The sequence below is a fragment of the Streptomyces sp. NPDC039480 genome (assembly GCF_055597165.1).
Window position 1 is genome coordinate 496,966 of sequence record NZ_JBVITX010000006.1, and the last position, 16,645, is coordinate 513,610.

Here is a 16,645-nt window from a genome sequence, read left to right on the forward strand (position 1 = left end):
GGGCGTGTCAGTGGGGTCTGGTAGGAATGCAGCTGTGAGCAGGGAGAACGAAGGGTCCGGGGTGGGGGGAGACGAGGAGCCGGAGCAGCTTGCGCTCATTCGGGAGTCGGTGCGCAGGGCCAAGGTGCCGCGGGCCAAGCCGCGGACGTGGCGGGGGGCCGCGCTGGCCAAGGAGTTGCCGGTCGCGCGGGTGCTCGTCGACAAGGGCGTGCTGCATCTCGACCGGTACTTCGACTACGCCGTGCCCGAGGAGCTCGACGCCGAGGCGCAGCCCGGGGTGCGGGTGCGGGTCCGGTTCGGGGCCGGGTCGCGGAATGTGCGGGACGGGCGGCGCGAGGGCGGCGGGCTGATCGACGGGTTCATCGTCGAGCGGTGCGCCGAGTCCGAGTACACGGGGCCGCTGGCCGCTCTGGCGCAGGTCGTGTCGCCCGAGCCCGTGCTCTCTCCGGAGCTGCTCGAGCTGGCCCGGGCCGTCGCCGACCGGTATGCGGGCAGCCTGGCCGATGTGCTGCAGCTGGCGGTTCCGCCGCGGCACGCGCGGGCCGAGTCGCGGGTGTCGCCCGAGCCGCCGGCTCCGCCGACCGCGCCCGAAGCGGGGAGCTGGGGGCGGTATGGGCACGGGCCCGAATTTCTGCGGGCGCTGGCCACGGGAGGTGCGCCGCGTGCCGTGTGGACCGCTCTGCCTGGGCCGCAGTGGGCGGAGGAGATCGCCCGTGCCGTGCAGGCCACGCTGGCCTCGGGGCGCGGCGCGCTCGTCGTCGTACCGACCGGGCGGCCCGCCGCGCGCGTGGACGCCGCGCTGACCGAGCTGCTCGGTGCGGGGCAGCACGCCCTGCTGACCGCGGACGCCGGGCAGGAGCGGCGGTATCAGGAGTGGCTCTCCGTGCGGCGCGGGGCCGTGCGGGCCGTCGTCGGCACCCGGGCCGCCATGTTCGCGCCGGTCCGGGACTTGGGTCTGGTCGTCGTCTGGGACGACGGGGACTCCAGCCACAGCGACGACCGTGCGCCCTTTCCGCATGTGCGGGAGGTTCTGGAGCTTCGGGCCACGCGGGACAAGTGCGGTTTCCTGCTGGGGAGTTGGAGCTGCACCGTGGAGGCGGCGCAGCTCGTCGAGAGCGGGTGGGCCGCGCCGCTCGTCGCCGACCGCGAGCAGGTGCGGGGGGCCGCCCCGCTCGTGCGGACCGTGGGCGACGGAGACCTGGCGCGGGACGAGGCGGCGCGGGCCGCGCGGCTGCCTTCGCTGGCGTGGCGGGTCGCGCGGGAGGGGCTGAAGCACGGTCCCGTTCTGGTGCAGGTGCCCCGGCGTGGCTATGTGCCGCGGCTCGCCTGCGAGCGGTGCCGTGAGCCCGCGCGCTGTCGACGGTGTGCCGGACCGCTGGAGGCGCAGGAGAGCGGGGCCGCCCTGCGGTGCGGCTGGTGCGGGGTGGAGGAAGCCGCCTGGCACTGCGAGGCCTGTGGCGCCTTCCGGCTGCGGGCGCAGGTCGTCGGGGCGCGCCGGACCGCCGAGGAGCTGGGGCGGGCGTTTCCCGCGGTGCCGGTGCGGACGTCGGGCCGGGAGCAGGTCCTCGACACGGTGCCGGACGTGCCGGCGCTCGTGGTCAGTACGCCGGGAGCGGAGCCGGTCGCCGAGGGCGGTTATGCCGCCGCGCTGCTGCTCGACGGGTGGGCGATGCTCGGGCGGCCCGATCTGCGGGCGGGGGAGGACGCGTTGCGCCGGTGGATCGGGGCCTCCTCGCTCGTCCGGCCGCAGGGCGCGGGCGGCACGGTGGTGGTGGTCGCCGAGCCGACGCTGCGGCCCGTGCAGGCGCTGGTGCGGTGGGATCCCGTGGGGCACGCGGTGCGGGAGCTCGCCGAGCGGGCCGAGCTCGGGTTTCCGCCGGTGTCACGGATGGCGGCGGTGTCCGGACCGCCCGAGGCGCTCGCGGATTTCCTCTCCGCCGCCGAACTGCCGCCGGACGCGGTGGTGTTGGGGCCTGTTCCGATGTGGGGCGGGGGTCCCGCCGCCGGCTCCGGGGGTTCGCGGCGGGGTGCGGGCGCGGGTGCGCCTGCCGGAGAGGCGTGGGAGCGGGTGCTGATCCGGGTCCCGCCGGGCAGCGGTTCCGCTCTCGCCACCTCCTTGAAGGTGGCACAGGCCGCGCGGATGGCCCGGGGGGCCAAGGGGGCTCGGGAGGCGGGGGGCGAGGCGGTGCGGGTTCGGGTGGATCCGTTGGACATCGGCTGAGCCGTGTGGGGGCGCCACGCGCGTGTGCGTGCGGGCGCGTGGCCGCCGTGCGGTGCGTGGTGATGTGGAGCTGCCCCCTCGGTCTTGGCGGAGGCGCGAGGGGGCAGCGGTTGGGGTGGGTCAGCCGTTGCGGGGGCCGGGGAAGGCGTTCGGCCTGGGCTCGTCGCGGAGGGTGGGGCTGCCCGCGGTGGGCTGGGTCGGCATCGCGCGGGCGGCGGGGACGGACGGCAGCGGGACGCCGACGGGGAGCGGGCGCGTGGCCGTGACGGTGGATGTCGACGTCACTGTGGACGTCACGGCCGGAGCCGGGGCCTCCGCGGCGCGCTCCGCCTCGGCCGCCGCCTGCGTGGTGGCCCGGCGCGCGCCGTACCGGCGGTGGACCGCCTGCTTGGTGACGCCGAGGGCTGAGCCCACCGCGTCCCACGAGAAGCCGAGCGAACGGTCGAAGTCCACCGCCGCGGTGACCAGCGTCTCGACACTGTCCCGCAATTCCTGGGCGAGGCGGACGGTCGGGGCGGGAGCCCGCCCGTACACGACGAAGCCCGCGGAGGGGCTGGAGCGGCGCGGGCGGTAGACGTTGCCGAGCTGGGCGGTCAGGGTGCGCAGTGCATCCACCTGCCGGCGGACCCGCTCGATGTCCCGCACCAGAAGGTGCAGGCTGGCCCGTGCCTGGGCGTCGTGGGTTGCGTGGTCGGCCATGAACAAGCCTCTCGAACCGGCGTTGAAAAGGATCGGGCCGCATCGGTGGCCCGTTGTGGTCAACTCTTTCTTGACCAACGCGCTAGCTCGTGTGGGGTCACGGTGCAGGGGCGTATGCGCATATGCACGGGGCGCGCGCCGCTTCGTACGCCCCCAAGGGCGTCAACCCCGGTCCTCGACCGAGGACCCCGACCGCGGCCCTCCGGATGGCCGCCCGGGGCGGGTTCCCGGGGCGGCCCATAGACTGGTGCGCTGCCGTCGCCCCACCCTTGACCAGAGATCCGAGGTACCCACCAGTGAAGCTCGTCTTCGCAGGCACTCCCGAGGTCGCCGTCCCCGCCCTGGACGCCCTGATCGCCTCCGACCGGCACGAGGTGGCCGCCGTCGTGACCCGCCCGGACGCGCCCGCGGGCCGGGGCCGCAGGCTGGTGGCGAGCCCGGTCGCGGAGCGCGCGGAGGAGGCCGGCATCGAGGTGCTCAAGCCCGCGAAGCCGCGCGACGAGGACTTCCTGGCGCGGCTGCGCGAGATCGGCCCCGACTGCTGCCCCGTCGTCGCCTATGGCGCGCTGCTGCCCAAGGCCGCCCTGGACGTCCCGGCCCGCGGCTGGGTCAACCTGCACTTCTCGCTGCTGCCGGCCTGGCGCGGCGCCGCGCCGGTGCAGCACGCGGTGATGGCGGGCGACGAGATCACCGGCGCCTCCACCTTCCTGATCGAGCAGGGCCTCGACTCCGGTCCGGTGTACGGGACGGTCACCGAGGAGGTGCGGCCCACCGACACCAGCGGCGACCTGCTCACCCGGCTCGCCTTCGCGGGCTCGGGGCTGCTCGTCGCGACCATGGACGGCATCGAGGACGGCAGCCTGAAGGCGGTGCCGCAGCCCGCCGACGGCGTCACCCTCGCCCCCAAGATCACGGTCGAGGACGCGCAGGTCGACTGGGCGGCGCCCGCGCTGCGGGTGGACCGGGTCGTCCGCGGCTGCACCCCCGCGCCCGGCGCCTGGACCGTGTTCCGCGGCGAGCGGCTGAAGATCATCCAGGCCGCGCTGGTCCACGACCGCACGGACCTCGCGCCCGGTGAGCTGTCGGCCGCCAAGAACAACGTGTACGTGGGCTCCGGATCGCACGCCGTCGAGCTGCTCTGGGTCCAGCCGCAGGGCAAGAAGCCGATGCGCGGCGCGGACTGGGCGCGCGGGGTGCGGATCGCCTCCGGCGAGCGGGTGGGCGCGGGCGACGTAGGCTAGGTGGGTTCGACCCACACCAGCAGCGGAGCACCTTGTGAACGACCAGCCGAACCGGCGACCCCGCAACCCGGCAGGCAAGCCGGGCCAGTCCGGAAAGCAGGGAAATCCCGGCAAGCAGGGGAAGCCCGGCAAGCAGGGCAAGCCCTACCGCCGTCCGCAGAAGGACCCGGTCCGCATCCTCGCCTTCGAGGCGCTGCGGGCCGTGGACGAGCGCGACGCCTACGCGAACCTCGTCCTGCCGCCCCTGCTGCGCAAGGCCAGGGAGAAGGACGAGAACTTCGACGCGCGCGACGCGGCGCTCGCCACCGAGCTGGTCTACGGCACGCTGCGCAGGCAGGGGACGTACGACGCGATCGTGGCGGCCTGCATCGACCGGCCGCTGCGCGAGGTCGACCCGCCGGTCCTCGACGTGCTCAACCTCGGCGTGCACCAGCTGCTCGGCACGCGCATCCCGACGCACGCCGCCGTCTCCGCCTCCGTGGAGCTGGCGCGCGTCGTGCTCGGCGACGGGCGGGCCAAGTTCGTCAACGCCGTGCTGCGCAAGGTCGCGCAGCACGACCTCGACGCCTGGGTGGAGAAGGTCGCGCCGCCCTACGACGAGGACGCCGAGGAGCATCTCGCCGTCGTCCACTCGCACCCCCGCTGGGTCGTCTCGGCGCTGTGGGATGCGCTCGGCGGCGGCCGCGCCGGCATCGAGGACCTGCTGGAGGCGGACAACGAACGGCCCGAGGTGACGCTCGTGGCGCGGCCGGGGCGTACCACCGCCGACGACCTCCTCGACTCCGTCGGCGAGGACTCCGCGCTGCCGGGGCGCTGGTCGCCGTATGCCGTGCGGCTCAGCGAGGGCGGCGAGCCGGGCTCGCTCGAGGCGGTCCGCGAGGGGCGCGCGGGCGTGCAGGACGAGGGCAGCCAGCTGGTCGCGCTCGCGCTGGCGAACGCGCCGCTCGACGGCCCCGACGAGAAGTGGCTCGACGGCTGCGCGGGCCCCGGCGGCAAGGCGGCCATGCTCGCCGGGCTCGCCGCCGGGCGCGGTGCCGCGCTGCTCGCCGCCGAGAAGCAGCCGCACCGGGCCGGTCTCGTCGCGCAGGCGCTCGCCGGCAACCCCGGCCCCTACCAGGTCATCGCGGCCGACGGAACCCGTCCGCCGTGGCGGCCCGGCACCTTCGACCGCGTCCTGATGGACGTGCCGTGCACGGGACTCGGCGCGCTGCGCCGCCGCCCCGAGGCCCGCTGGCGCCGCCGCCCGCAGGACCTCGACGGCTTCGCACCGCTCCAACGCGGCCTGCTGCGCACGGCGTTGGAGTCCGTCCGCGTCGGCGGCATCGTCGGATACGCCACGTGCTCGCCGCACCTCGCCGAGACACGGGCCGTCGTGGACGACGTGCTCAAGCAGACCGGCGGCGCCGAACTCATCGACGCACGGCCGCTGCTGCCGGGCGTCCCGGCGCTGGGGGACGGGCCCGACGTGCAGTTGTGGCCGCATCTGCACGGGACGGACGCGATGTATCTGGCGCTGATCCGACGGACCGCCTGACGGGTCAGTCCGTGCTGCCGAGTTCCGGGGTCGGCAGGCCTTCTCTGCGCAGCCAGGCGCGGGTGTAGGCGTAGAGGTCCGGGTCCTGCTGGGCCCGGGCCAGGCGCAGTGCGCGGCGTGTGACCTGGTACGAGGGGCTGCGGCGGCCGGCGTCGCGCAGGGCCAGTGCGTGGAGCAGGGTCGCGGAGAGGTGGGCGTTCACGTCGCCGGCGGTGCTCGCCCGTTGTTCCGCCCGGTGGGCGACGGTGACGGCCTCCTCGGCGCGGCGCAGACCGAGCAGGGCGTAGACGAGCAGCTCGCGGGCGCGCGCCGCGGCCTGCTCCACGCCCTCCTCGTCGAGGATGCCGACGGCGCGTTCGGCCGCGGCGGCCGCTGCCCGCTGGTCGCCGACGCCGAAGTGGGCCAGGGACAACTTGACGAGCGTGTGGCCGATGGCCTCCCGGTCATCCGCCCGATGCTGCTCGCGGAGCCGCAGGGCGTGCTGGTGATGCGCGACCGCCGCCGGATAGTCCTCCGCTTCGTAGCGTGCGGTGCCCAGGGCGTCCCGAGACGCCGCGAGGTCGTCGGGGTTGCCCGCGAGCACCCGCGCCTCGCCGGAGATCCGCTGCGCGTACGGTGTCGCGATGTCGGTCGCCAGGGAGACCACGAGGGCGCACGTCTCCCGCCAGTCGGCGGATCGCGGATCGCAGGATTTCTCCAGAGAGCGGAACGCCTGCCCGAGGGACCTCTCGGCGGCGGGCCGACGGTCCAGGCGCAGCCGTTCCCTACCCAGCAGGGCCCAGGACAGCGTGAGCAGGTGGGCGGCACCGTGGAGGTCGCTGATGCGGACAGCCGTGAGGAGGGCTTGTATGCCCGTCGTGTTGTCGGTGTCCGTCAGGGCGGCCGTACGGGCGATCTCGTGCAGCAGGGGGACGGCGGTGAGCCCGTCCGCGGACGGCGGTGACTCGGCGTACTTCCGTACGGCACCCAGCAGGTTCCACAGCGTCAGCTCCGGCGGGAGACGACCGGAGCCGGCAGGCGTCGCGCCGACATCGAGCAGGTGATCGAGCCCCACGCGCCCCGGCGGTCCACTCCGCTCACCGTCGAGCGCCCCCAGCGTCCAGGCCAGACCCAGCAGAACCCACGACGTCCTCTCGTCGCCCTCGGCGCCCGTGGCGACCGTCATGACCTTGCGGCAGGTCTCGATCAGCTCGGTGGTCTGCCGCAGCCAACGGTGGTACCTGACCAGTGCCTCCAGCATCGGCAGGACGTTGCCCGTGTCGCCGAAGGTCAGGCCCATCGCGATCGCGGCCTGCAGATTGGGCTGCTCCTGGTCGAACCAGTTAAGGGCCTGCCGGACGGCGGCCGGGTCCGTGGACCGGTCGCGCCCGGCGGCGCGCAGTACTTCCCCGGCACGCCCGCCCTCGCGCGCGTACGAGCTCAGTAGCCGTCCGGCGGGCTCCGCCTGGCTGTCCCCGTGCTTGCCGAGGTGTTCGATGGCGTACGCGCGGATCAGGTCGTGCTGGCGCCATCTGCCGGGGCCCGCCTGTTCGATCACATGGGCGCGGGCCAGCTCGTGCAGGAGCGGCCTCGCGTAGCGCGGGGCCACGTTCAGCAGGCGGGCTGCGGTCAGGGCGCCGAAGTGGGGTCCGGGGTTGATCGGCAGGAGGCGGAAGAGGCGCGCCTGGTCCTCGGTCAGGCGTTGGTACGAGAGGTCGAACGCGGCGCGTACCGCTCGCTCTCCGTCGTTCAGGAGGTCGAGCCTGTGGCGGGCCCGCGCGAGGTCGTCGGCGAGTTCGGTCGGTGTGAGGCCGGGGTCGCGGGCCAGCAGGGCCGTGACGATGTGCAGGGCCAGGGGGAGGTGTCCGCAGAGTTCGCACAGGCGCCCCGTGCCCTCCGGGTCGTCGCGTAGACGGGTGTCCTGTGCCGACAGGAGGTCCAGTTGGTCGCCGATCAGGGACGCCGAGTCGCCCGACGCGAGCGTTCCGAGGTCGAGGGTGCGCGAGCCGCGCGCCGCCAGGGTGTGCCGTGAGGTCACCACCACGCGGTGCTTGCGGGAGCGGGGGAGCAGGTCGGCGATCTGGTCGGTGGTGGAGGCGTTGTCCAGGACGAGCAGGACCGGGCGGTCCTTGGCGGCCAGGTCCGCGAGGAAGCGGTGGTACTGCGCCGCCTGTCCCTGCGGGACCGCGTCGAGCGGGCCTTCCCGGCCCAGGGCGTGGAGCAGGGGCGTGTACACCTGGTGGGGGCGGATCCGGTTGTCCGGGTCGGGTGCGTAGCCGTTGAGGTCCACGAAGACGGCGCCGCCACGGAACCAGCCCCGGGCGACCGCCTCGGCGGCACCCACCCGGGCGAGTGCCGTCTTGCCGATGCCGGCGAGCCCGGCCACCGCCGAGACGACGACCATGCCGGAGGTGTCCGTGTCAGGGGCCAGGATCGCGAGCACCGCGTCCACCTCGGCGTCACGGCCGACGAAGACCTCCGACACCGTCTCCGCCGTCGGCAGGACGGGCTCCACCAGGACGGCCGTCTCGGTGGCCCCCCGGTGGTGGTGCACCTCGTGGACGGTCAGGTCGCGGCCTGCCTGGAGGTTTCTTCCGCCCGTGGCGGCGGAGGCGCTCTGACGGACGGCCGGCTGCTCCGGACCGCGTGCCGGCGTCACTGACGGCCCACCTGCCTCACCCCCGTGTCACCCTGCCCCGCTGCCTTCGGCAGGATAGGCCGCGGCCGCCCGCCGGGGCAGTGGAAGGACGCCATCTGCCTCAACAGGTTCTAGTCGTGCGGGAGTTGGGGCGCCCGGATGGTGGCGTCCGAGGGTGGAGCGGCCGGTTCCGGACGCCTCGCCAATGGGTGGGGCCACCACACCTTCGGCCCCACGTCCAGGAACAGTGACGTGACCAGGACCGACCGTACGACGAACGTGTCGAGCAGGACGCCGAGGGCCACCGCGAAGCCGATCTCGGTGAAGGCCACCATCGGGAGTGTGCCGAGTGCGGCGAACGTGCCTGCGAGGACCAGGCCTGCCGAGGTGATCACCGCGCCGGTCGCGGCGAGGCCCGTCAGGACGCCCGCGCGGGTGCCCTGGTGGCCCGCTTCCTCGCGGATGCGGGTCGACAGAAAGATGTTGTAGTCGATGCCGAGCGCCACCAGGAACACGAAGACGAAGAGCGGGAAGTCGGTCGGCTCGCCCGCGTAGTCGAAGAGGTGGCGGAAGGCGAGCGCGCTCAGGCCGAGCGCGGTGGCGAAGGACAGGACCACCGTGGCGATCAGGAGGAGCGGGGCCACCACCGCGCGCAGCAGCACGGCGAGGATCAGCAGGACCACGACCAGGACCAGCGGGATGATCAGCTTGTTGTCGTGGGCCGTGGCGCGGTCCATGTCGAGCAGGGCCGCCGTGCCGCCGCCCACCCGCGCGTCCGCGTCCGGGACGGCGTGGACGGCGTCGCGCACCCGCTCCACGGTCTCCTTGGCGGCCGCGCTGTCGGGCGGGTCGGTCGCCGTCGCCTCGAACAGCACCTTGCCGTCGTGCTCGGCCTTGGCCCCCGGTGGGCGGGCGACGCTGTCGGGCACCACGCCCCGGGTCTCCCGGACGGCCTCGGCGACCTCGTTGCCCCGCGCCGCGGCCGCCACGACGACCAGCGGGTCGCCGGAGCCCGCGGGGAAGTACCTCGCCTGCACCTCCTGGCCGGTGATCGAGTCCGGCTTGTCGGTGAACGCGTCGGCGTTGCTCAGCCCCTCGGCCCGCAGCTGCAGCAGCCCCAGCGAGAGCAGGGCGAGGGCCGCCGCCGTGACGCCCCAGATCAGCCGCGGGCGGCGGTCGATGCGCCGGCCCGTGCGGGCCCACACGCCGCGCTCGGTCGGTTCGGCGGAGCCGACGTGCGGGACGAGCGGCCAGAAGAACCACCGGCCGAAGATCACCAGGAGGGCCGGGAAGAGCGACAGCATCGCGAGCAGCCCCACGGCGACGCCGATCGCGGCGACCGGGCCGAGACCGCTCGTCGAGTTCATCTCGGCGGCGAGCAGCACCAGCATGCTCAGGACGACGGTCGCGCCCGACGCGAGGACCGCGGGCCCGGCCCGGTGCAGGGCGAGCGCCATCGCCTCGTGGCGGTCCTCGTGGCGGCGCAGTTCTTCGCGATAGCGAGCGACAAGAAGCAGCGCGTAGTCGGTCCCCGCGCCGAACACGAGCACCGTCAGAATGCCCGCGCTCTGGCCGTTCACGGTGAGGTCCGCGTGCTCGGCGAGCAGATAGATGAAGGCCTGGGCCGTGAACAGCGCGGTGATCACGGCGAGCAGCGGCGCCAGGAGCAGCGTCGGGCTGCGATAGGTGAACAGCAGGATCACGACGACGATCCCCGCCGCCGCGAGCAGCAGCGTCGAGTCGATGCCCTCGAAGGCCTCTGCGGAGTCGGCGGCCGTGCCACCAGGGCCGGTGACGTGCACGGCCAGCCCGCCGCCGCCTTCGCCGACCCGCTCCCGGACGGCGTCGACGGCCGGACCGATGCGCTCCCAGCCCTCCGCGTCCATGGTGACGGGGACGAAGACCTGGGCCGCCTCGGCGCCCGACTTCTTGTCGTAGACGGGGCCGCGGGTCTCCGCGCCCCGGGTCCCGTGGTCGCGCAGCGCCTTCGCCTGCCGTACGTCCTCGGCGATCTGTGCGCGGTCCGCCGCGGTGAGGCCGCCTTCGCGGGCGTACACGACGACGACCGGGATCACCTCGGGCCTGAAGTCGGCGGAGACGTCCAGGACTTGGGTCGATTCCGCGGAGCCGGGCAGCCAGGACTCCGCGTCGTTCTCCTGGGCGTCGGTGAGCTTCTGGGCGAGCGGCGCGGCGACGATCAGCACCAGCAGCCAGAACAGCACCACCAGCCACTTGGTGCGCCGCCCGCACACCAGCCACGCGACCCCGCGCCGCTCCTGCCGCCGTTCGTCCGCCATGGCTTCCCCCCGCTCGCCGTGCGCGGTGCCGTCGGACCGTCCAGCATGGCACTCGGCGGGCGCGCGCGGCAGCCGCTGTGCCCATGCGGTGGACTGCGGTCAGCGGCGGGCCCCGGGCATGGCAGGCTTGGGGCATGGCCGTGCAGATCAACCCCAGCATCCTGTCCGCGGACTTCGCCCGTCTTGCCGAGGAGGCAAAGGCCGTCGAAGGCGCCGACTGGCTCCATGTCGACGTGATGGACAACCACTTCGTCCCGAACCTGACGCTCGGTGTGCCGATCGTAGAGTCACTGGCCCGTGCGACGGACACGCCTCTGGACTGCCACCTGATGATCGAGGACGCCGATCGCTGGGCTCCGCAGTACGTCGAGGCGGGTGCCGGATCGGTCACCTTCCACGCCGAGGCCGCCGCCGCGCCGGTCCGTCTCGCCCGCGAGATCCGTGCCAAGGGTGCCCGCGCCTCCATGGCACTGAAGCCGGCGACGCCCATCGAGCCGTTCGAGGACCTGCTCCCCGAGCTCGACATGCTGCTGATCATGACGGTCGAGCCGGGCTTCGGCGGCCAGGCGTTCCTGGACATCATGCTGCCCAAGATCCGCCGCACCCGTGAGCTCATCGCCAAGCACGGCCTGGAGATGTGGCTGCAGGTCGACGGCGGTGTCTCGGCCGAGACGATCGAGCGCTGCGCCGAGGCCGGCGCCGATGTCTTCGTCGCGGGCTCGGCCGTCTACGGCGCCAAGGATCCGGCGGAAGCGGTACGTTCATTGCGCGCCCAAGCGCAGGCAAAGACCGCGTCAAGCGGCTGGGCGTGCGACCACTGAGCCACGGGAACGTGAACGCAGTCCCTCAGGGCTGATCGACTAGGCCGGATCTGCAAGGATGAACGGCGAACCCAGTTTGTGAACAGCAGTGAGGAGAGCGCCGTGTCGGCCATGTCGGCGGGTCGGTCAGCCATGCGGATGGGACCCGCGGAGCTGGTGCAGGCGGCGGCCATGGCCCGCCGCTTCTACCTCGAGGGCAAGTCCAAGATCCAGATCGCCGAGGAGTTCGGCGTCAGCCGCTTCAAGGTGGCCCGGGTCCTGGAGACCGCCCTCGAGCGGGATCTCGTGCGCATCGAGATCCGGGTCCCAGCGGAACTGGACGCCGAGCGCTCGGACGCGCTGCGCGCCCGCTACGGTCTGCGGCACGCGGTCGTCGTGGAGTCCCCGGCGCCCACCGACGAGATCGAGGACTCGCCCGACCCCGAGAACCTCGGCGAGGTCGCGGCGGATCTGCTCGGCGAGCTCGTCAACGAGGGCGATGTCCTCGGCCTTGCCTGGGGCCGCTCCACGATCCACATGGCGGCCGCGCTCGACCAGCTGCCGCCCTGCACGGTCGTGCAGCTGACGGGGGTGTACGACGCGGGTACCGCGGAGCGCGGCTCCGTCGAGGCCGTCCGCCGTGCCGCCCAGGTCTCCGGCGGCGAGGCCCACCCCATCTACGCGCCGATGCTGCTCCCGGACCCCGCGACCGCGGCGGCGCTGCGCAACCAGACCGGTATCGCCCGCGCCTTCGAGTACTTCGACAAGGTCACGGTCGCCTGCGTCTCCATCGGCTCCTGGGAGCCGGGCATCTCCACCGTCCACGACATGCTCAGCGACGAGGAGCGCGCGCACTACGCCTCGCTGGGCGTGGCCGCCGAGATGTCCGCGCACCTGTTCGACGCCGAGGGGCGTCGGGTCGGGCGGGACCTCGGGGAGCGGTGCATCACCGTCGAAGCGGATCGGCTGCGACGGATTCCTGAGGTCGTCGCCATCGCGGGTGGGCAGCGGAAGGCTGCCGCCATCGACGCGGTGTTGCGGTCCGGGCTCGTCACCAGCCTGGTGACGGACACGGCGGCGGCCGATCAGCTGCTCGTCGCCGGGGCTGCGCCTCGGCCCGCGCTCAATCGGGCGGACCCGGACGGTAGCTGAGTTTCTGCGGGCCGTGGGGGCTGGTCGCGCCCGCGCGGCGGAGCCGCATATGCCACAGCCCCGCGCCCCTCAAGGGGCGCTATGGCAGGGTCTGATGCATGGCGAACCGGTTTGTGCCCCGCGTGTTGGCGGTGCTGGTCTGTCTCGTCGTACTGGTGAGCGGGTGTTCGTCGGATGCCGGGAGGGATGTCCCCGGCTGGGCGCGCGGCATGGAGACCGTACAGGCCGACCGGCTGCCTGCCGAGGCGCGGCGCACGCTGCGGCGCATCGATGACGGGGGGCCCTTCCCGTACGAGAAGGACGGCGCCGTCTTCGGGAACTTCGAGCGGGAGCTGCCGCGCGAGAAGCGCGGTTACTACCGCGAGTACACCGTCCGCACGCCCGGTGAGCGCGACCGCGGGGCCCGGCGGATCGTCACCGGCGGCGGGGGCGAGATCTACTACACCGACGACCACTACGCGTCCTTCAAGGCGGTGCTGAGGTAATGCCCGACGGTACTGACAGCTCATCCCACCCCCTCGCCCCCGTGCTCGACGCGGCGCGCGGCGCGGGCTGGACCACCGCGACGCTCTCCCTGGCGGGCGTGACGGACAAGGCCGCGTTCATGGAGCGCTGCGCCCGCGGTCTCGGCCTGCCCGACTGGTTCGGGCACAACTGGGACGCCCTCGCCGACTGCCTCACCGACCTGTCGTGGGCGCCCGCCGCGCGGGGACGGCTGCTCGTCGTCTCCGGGTGGCAGGAGTACGCGCGGGGGGCGCCGGGGGAGTGGCGGATCGCGCAGGAGGTGTTCTCCGCGGCCGTCGAGCACTGGCGGGACGCGGAGACCGGTCTGGAGATCGTCCTCGCGCTCGGACCGGCCCCCGCACCCGCCCCCGACCCTGCCGACACAGAGCGTGCCGAGTCCTGAACGGACTGTTCCGCTTCCGGCCGGGGCTTGGATGATCCGACCACCGCCCGTACGGCCCCCCTGGGTGATCGTCCCAGGCGGCACATCCCGGTCGGCATGGGAGAATGAAGTACGTGCTTTTCCCTCGGCCTAACTGTCCGGGGGCCACCTCTGATCGACTGGGATGAGCAGCACGTGCGCTTCCTCAATGACATCCAGCCTGCGTACGACCTGACGTACGACGACGTCTTCATGGTCCCGAGGCGCTCCGCCGTCGGCTCCCGCCAGGCCGTGGACCTCTCCTCGCCCGACGGCACCGGCACCACGATCCCGCTGGTCGTCGCCAACATGACCGCGATCGCCGGCCGGCGCATGGCCGAGACCGTCGCCCGCCGCGGCGGCCTCGTCGTCATTCCGCAGGACATCCCGATGGAGGTCGTCACCGACGTCATCTCCTGGGTCAAGACGCGCCACCACGTCCTGGACACCCCGATCGTCCTGGCCCCGTCGCAGACCGTCGCCGACGCGCTGGCCCTCCTGCCCAAGCGCGCGCACAACGCGGGCGTCGTCGTCGACGCCGACCAGAAGCCCATCGGCGTCGTCACGGACACCGACCTGAGCGGCGTCGACCGCTTCACGCAGCTCTCCGAGGTCATGTCCAGGGACCTGCTGCTCCTGGACGCCGACATCGACCCGCGCGACGCCTTCAACAAGCTGGACCACGCCAACCGCCGGTACGCCCCGGCCGTGGACAAGGACGGCCGCCTCGCGGGCATCCTCACCCGCACGGGCGCCCTCCGCGCGACGCTCTACACCCCCGCGGTCGACGCCAAGGGCGGCCTGCGCATCGCCGCCGCCGTCGGCATCAACGGCGACGTGGCGGGCAAGGCCAAGCAGCTCCTCGACGCGGGCGTCGACACGCTCGTCGTGGACACCGCGCACGGCCACCAGGAGTCGATGATCTCCGCGGTCAGGGCCGTGCGCGCGCTCGACCCGCAGGTGCCGATCGTCGCGGGCAACATCGTCGCCGCCGAGGGTGTGCGCGACCTCATCGAGGCCGGCGCCGACATCATCAAGGTGGGTGTCGGTCCCGGCGCCATGTGCACCACGCGCATGATGACCGGCGTCGGCCGCCCGCAGTTCTCCGCGGTGCTCGAATGCGCCGCCGAGGCCAAGAAGTTCGGCAAGCACGTCTGGGCCGACGGCGGTGTCCGCCACCCGCGCGACGTCGCCATGGCGCTCGCCGCCGGCGCGTCGAACGTCATGATCGGCTCCTGGTTCGCGGGGACGTACGAGTCCCCGGGCGACCTCCAGCACGACGCCCAGGGCCGTGCGTACAAGGAGTCCTTCGGCATGGCCTCCGCCCGTGCGGTGCGCAACCGCACGTCCGAGGAGTCCGCGTACGACCGTGCCCGCAAGGCGCTCTTCGAGGAGGGCATCTCGACCTCCCGCATGTTCCTCGACCCGACCCGTCCGGGCGTCGAGGACCTGATCGACTCGATCATCGCGGGCGTCCGCTCCTCCTGCACCTACGCGGGTGCGGCGTCCTTGGAGGAGTTCGCCGAGCGGGCCACCGTCGGTGTGCAGAGCGCCGCGGGCTACGCGGAGGGCAAGCCGCTCCACGCCAGCTGGAGCTAGGCGCTTCGCGGGGAGCTGTGCCCTCCGGCCGCGGGTCGACCGCGGCTGGTCGCGCGGTTCCCCGCGCCCGTGAGGGGTGCCTCGGGTCAGCCCCGTACCGCTGCCTTGTACGCCTCGATGGCCGGGCGGGGCGCTCGGCCCAGCAGGGTGCGGAGCGCGCCCCGGTCCTCGACCCCTGTGCCGTCCAGGAAGCCGCCCGCTGTCGCCGCGTACGTGCTCATGAGCATCGGCACCTGGAAGGGCAGCGCCTGACCGGCGGCGATGAGTGCCTCGCGGGTCGCGGCGAGCGTGCCCGGTTCGTACGAGCCGCCGACCGCGGCGGCAAGATCGGCGCCGCCCAGGGCGTGCTCGCCGACCAGTTCGTAGGTGCGGCCCCGGTGGGCGGCCGGGTCCGTCGCCACCCGCACCGCGACCTCGGCCAGGTCCTCGCGCGCCACGGCGGCGAGGCGGCCCGCTCCCAGGGGTGCGGCGATGGTCCCGTCGGGCCCCGGCGCCGCGACGGCGGCGAGGAACTCCGCGTACAGGCCGTTGCGCAGCACCGTCCAGTGCAGCGAGGAGCCGCGCAGTCTGCGCTCGGTCCAGCGGTGGGCGAGCGCGTACGTCAGATGGTCGCCGTCGCCGCTGAGGCTGGTGTAGACGAGGTGGCCGACGCCCGCCTTCTCGGCGGCGGAGATCACGGCTTCGTGGCGGGCGACGACGATGTCGTCCTCGGCGGCGCCCGCGGAGATGACGAGCAGGGTGTCGACATCGGTGAAGTCCAGCGACGCCGGATCGTCGAAGTCGACGCGGCGCCCGCCGGGCGCGGGGCTGCGGCTGCCGATGACGACGTCGTCGCGGTCCGCGACGCGGGCGGTGATGAGCGAGCCGAGTGCGCCCGTGGCGCCGGTGATCATGAGCATGGGAAGGTTCCCCCGTGGTGAGTGGTTGTGCCCGCTGTCCGGGCGGGGCCGGGTGGCCGGGCCTGTGACCGCCAGGAACCGGGCCACCGGGCCTGTGACCATGGTGAACCGCGTGACGCGGGCGCATAAGGAGGCACTTTCATGTCAGCAGGGCACACGGCGGTAACCACCCCGCAGGGCGGCTCGGCCCCCGTCGAGCCCGTCATCAGCTGCGAGACCCCGCAGGACGAGTGCGGGGTGCGGGACGTCCTCGACCGGCTCGGCGACAAGTGGTCCGTGTATGTGGTGGTCGAACTCGCTTCGGGCGTCCTGCGGTTCAAGGAGCTCCAGCGCCGGATCCACGGCGGCATCTCGCAGCGCATGCTCACCCTCACCGTGCGCCGCCTGGAGCGCGACGGCCTGGTCGAGCGGACCGTGTATCCGACGATTCCGCCGCAGGTCGAGTACGAGCTGACGGCGATGGGCCACAGTCTCACCCACCTCGTCAAGGCGCTCGCCGACTGGTCCATCGACCACCGGCCCGCCATCGCCGCCGCCCGCGAGGCCTACGACCAAGCGGCCCGGGGCTGACTGAGTGTTTCGCCCTGTGAGGTGTGTTTGATCCCGGGTTAGGTTCCGCGCCAGTTCAGGGTGCTTTCGCCGGTGAGGCGGCGGGTCATGA

Annotated in this window: 13 protein-coding genes; 9 read left to right on the forward strand and 4 right to left on the reverse strand. The window is 73.5% G+C overall.

Going from position 1 to position 16,645, the window contains the following annotated elements; all coding sequences use genetic code 11:
* The first annotated feature begins 34 nt into the window (after positions 1-34).
* Complete coding sequence (locus ACZ56E_RS21800; protein WP_471216365.1) at positions 35-2,221, forward strand: primosomal protein N'; 2,187 nt, start codon at positions 35-37, stop codon at positions 2,219-2,221.
* A 120-nt stretch (positions 2,222-2,341) separates the two neighbouring features.
* On the opposite strand, the gene ACZ56E_RS21805 is transcribed toward ACZ56E_RS21800, so the two are convergent.
* The gene (locus ACZ56E_RS21805; RefSeq protein WP_468611545.1) at positions 2,342-2,920 is read right to left on the reverse strand and encodes a hypothetical protein; all 579 of its coding nucleotides are present in this window, start codon (positions 2,918-2,920) and stop codon (positions 2,342-2,344) included.
* 296 nt (positions 2,921-3,216) lie between these two features.
* On the opposite strand from ACZ56E_RS21805, the gene fmt reads away from it, so the two are divergent.
* Both fmt and ACZ56E_RS21815 read left to right on the forward strand, forming a co-directional pair.
* A complete protein-coding gene (gene fmt, locus ACZ56E_RS21810; protein WP_471216367.1) occupies positions 3,217-4,161 on the forward strand; it encodes a methionyl-tRNA formyltransferase in 945 nt (314 codons plus the stop codon).
* Between the two features lie 34 nt (positions 4,162-4,195).
* A complete protein-coding gene (locus ACZ56E_RS21815; RefSeq protein ID WP_471216369.1) occupies positions 4,196-5,695 on the forward strand; it encodes an RsmB/NOP family class I SAM-dependent RNA methyltransferase in 1,500 nt (499 codons plus the stop codon).
* A 4-nt stretch (positions 5,696-5,699) separates the two neighbouring features.
* Here ACZ56E_RS21815 and ACZ56E_RS21820 read toward each other — a convergent pair whose 3' ends face one another.
* Both ACZ56E_RS21820 and ACZ56E_RS21825 read right to left on the reverse strand, forming a co-directional pair.
* Positions 5,700-8,333, reverse strand: a complete 2,634-nt coding sequence (locus ACZ56E_RS21820; RefSeq protein WP_471216370.1) for an ATP-binding protein — start codon at positions 8,331-8,333, stop codon at positions 5,700-5,702.
* Positions 8,334-8,443: 110 nt separating this feature from the next.
* Positions 8,444-10,609, reverse strand: coding sequence for an MMPL family transporter (locus ACZ56E_RS21825; protein ID WP_471216372.1), 2,166 nt, complete (start codon positions 10,607-10,609; stop codon positions 8,444-8,446).
* 134 nt (positions 10,610-10,743) lie between these two features.
* Between ACZ56E_RS21825 and rpe the strand changes: the two genes are divergently transcribed.
* The 5 genes from rpe to ACZ56E_RS21850 all read left to right on the forward strand — a co-directional run bounded on the left by rpe (position 10,744) and on the right by ACZ56E_RS21850 (position 15,085).
* On the forward strand, positions 10,744-11,430 hold the full coding sequence (gene rpe / locus ACZ56E_RS21830; protein ID WP_468612920.1) for a ribulose-phosphate 3-epimerase: 687 nt from the start codon (positions 10,744-10,746) through the stop codon (positions 11,428-11,430).
* A gap of 78 nt (positions 11,431-11,508) precedes the next feature.
* A complete protein-coding gene (locus ACZ56E_RS21835; protein ID WP_150165561.1) occupies positions 11,509-12,561 on the forward strand; it encodes a sugar-binding transcriptional regulator in 1,053 nt (350 codons plus the stop codon).
* A gap of 98 nt (positions 12,562-12,659) precedes the next feature.
* The gene (locus ACZ56E_RS21840) at positions 12,660-13,046 is read left to right on the forward strand and encodes a guanyl-specific ribonuclease (protein ID WP_471216374.1); all 387 of its coding nucleotides are present in this window, start codon (positions 12,660-12,662) and stop codon (positions 13,044-13,046) included.
* Complete coding sequence (locus ACZ56E_RS21845; protein WP_471216376.1) at positions 13,046-13,468, forward strand: barstar family protein; 423 nt, start codon at positions 13,046-13,048, stop codon at positions 13,466-13,468. Before ACZ56E_RS21840 ends, ACZ56E_RS21845 begins: the two co-directional genes overlap by 1 nt.
* 174 nt (positions 13,469-13,642) lie before the next feature.
* Positions 13,643-15,085, forward strand: coding sequence for a GuaB1 family IMP dehydrogenase-related protein (locus ACZ56E_RS21850; RefSeq protein ID WP_471216378.1), 1,443 nt, complete (start codon positions 13,643-13,645; stop codon positions 15,083-15,085).
* 86 nt (positions 15,086-15,171) lie between these two features.
* Here the strand turns inward: ACZ56E_RS21850 and ACZ56E_RS21855 are convergent, their stop codons facing one another.
* A complete protein-coding gene (locus ACZ56E_RS21855) occupies positions 15,172-15,984 on the reverse strand; it encodes an NAD(P)H-binding protein (RefSeq protein WP_471216379.1) in 813 nt (270 codons plus the stop codon).
* A gap of 141 nt (positions 15,985-16,125) precedes the next feature.
* Between ACZ56E_RS21855 and ACZ56E_RS21860 the strand changes: the two genes are divergently transcribed.
* Positions 16,126-16,554, forward strand: a complete 429-nt coding sequence (locus ACZ56E_RS21860) for a winged helix-turn-helix transcriptional regulator (RefSeq protein ID WP_471216381.1) — start codon at positions 16,126-16,128, stop codon at positions 16,552-16,554.
* Positions 16,555-16,645 lie beyond the last annotated feature (91 nt).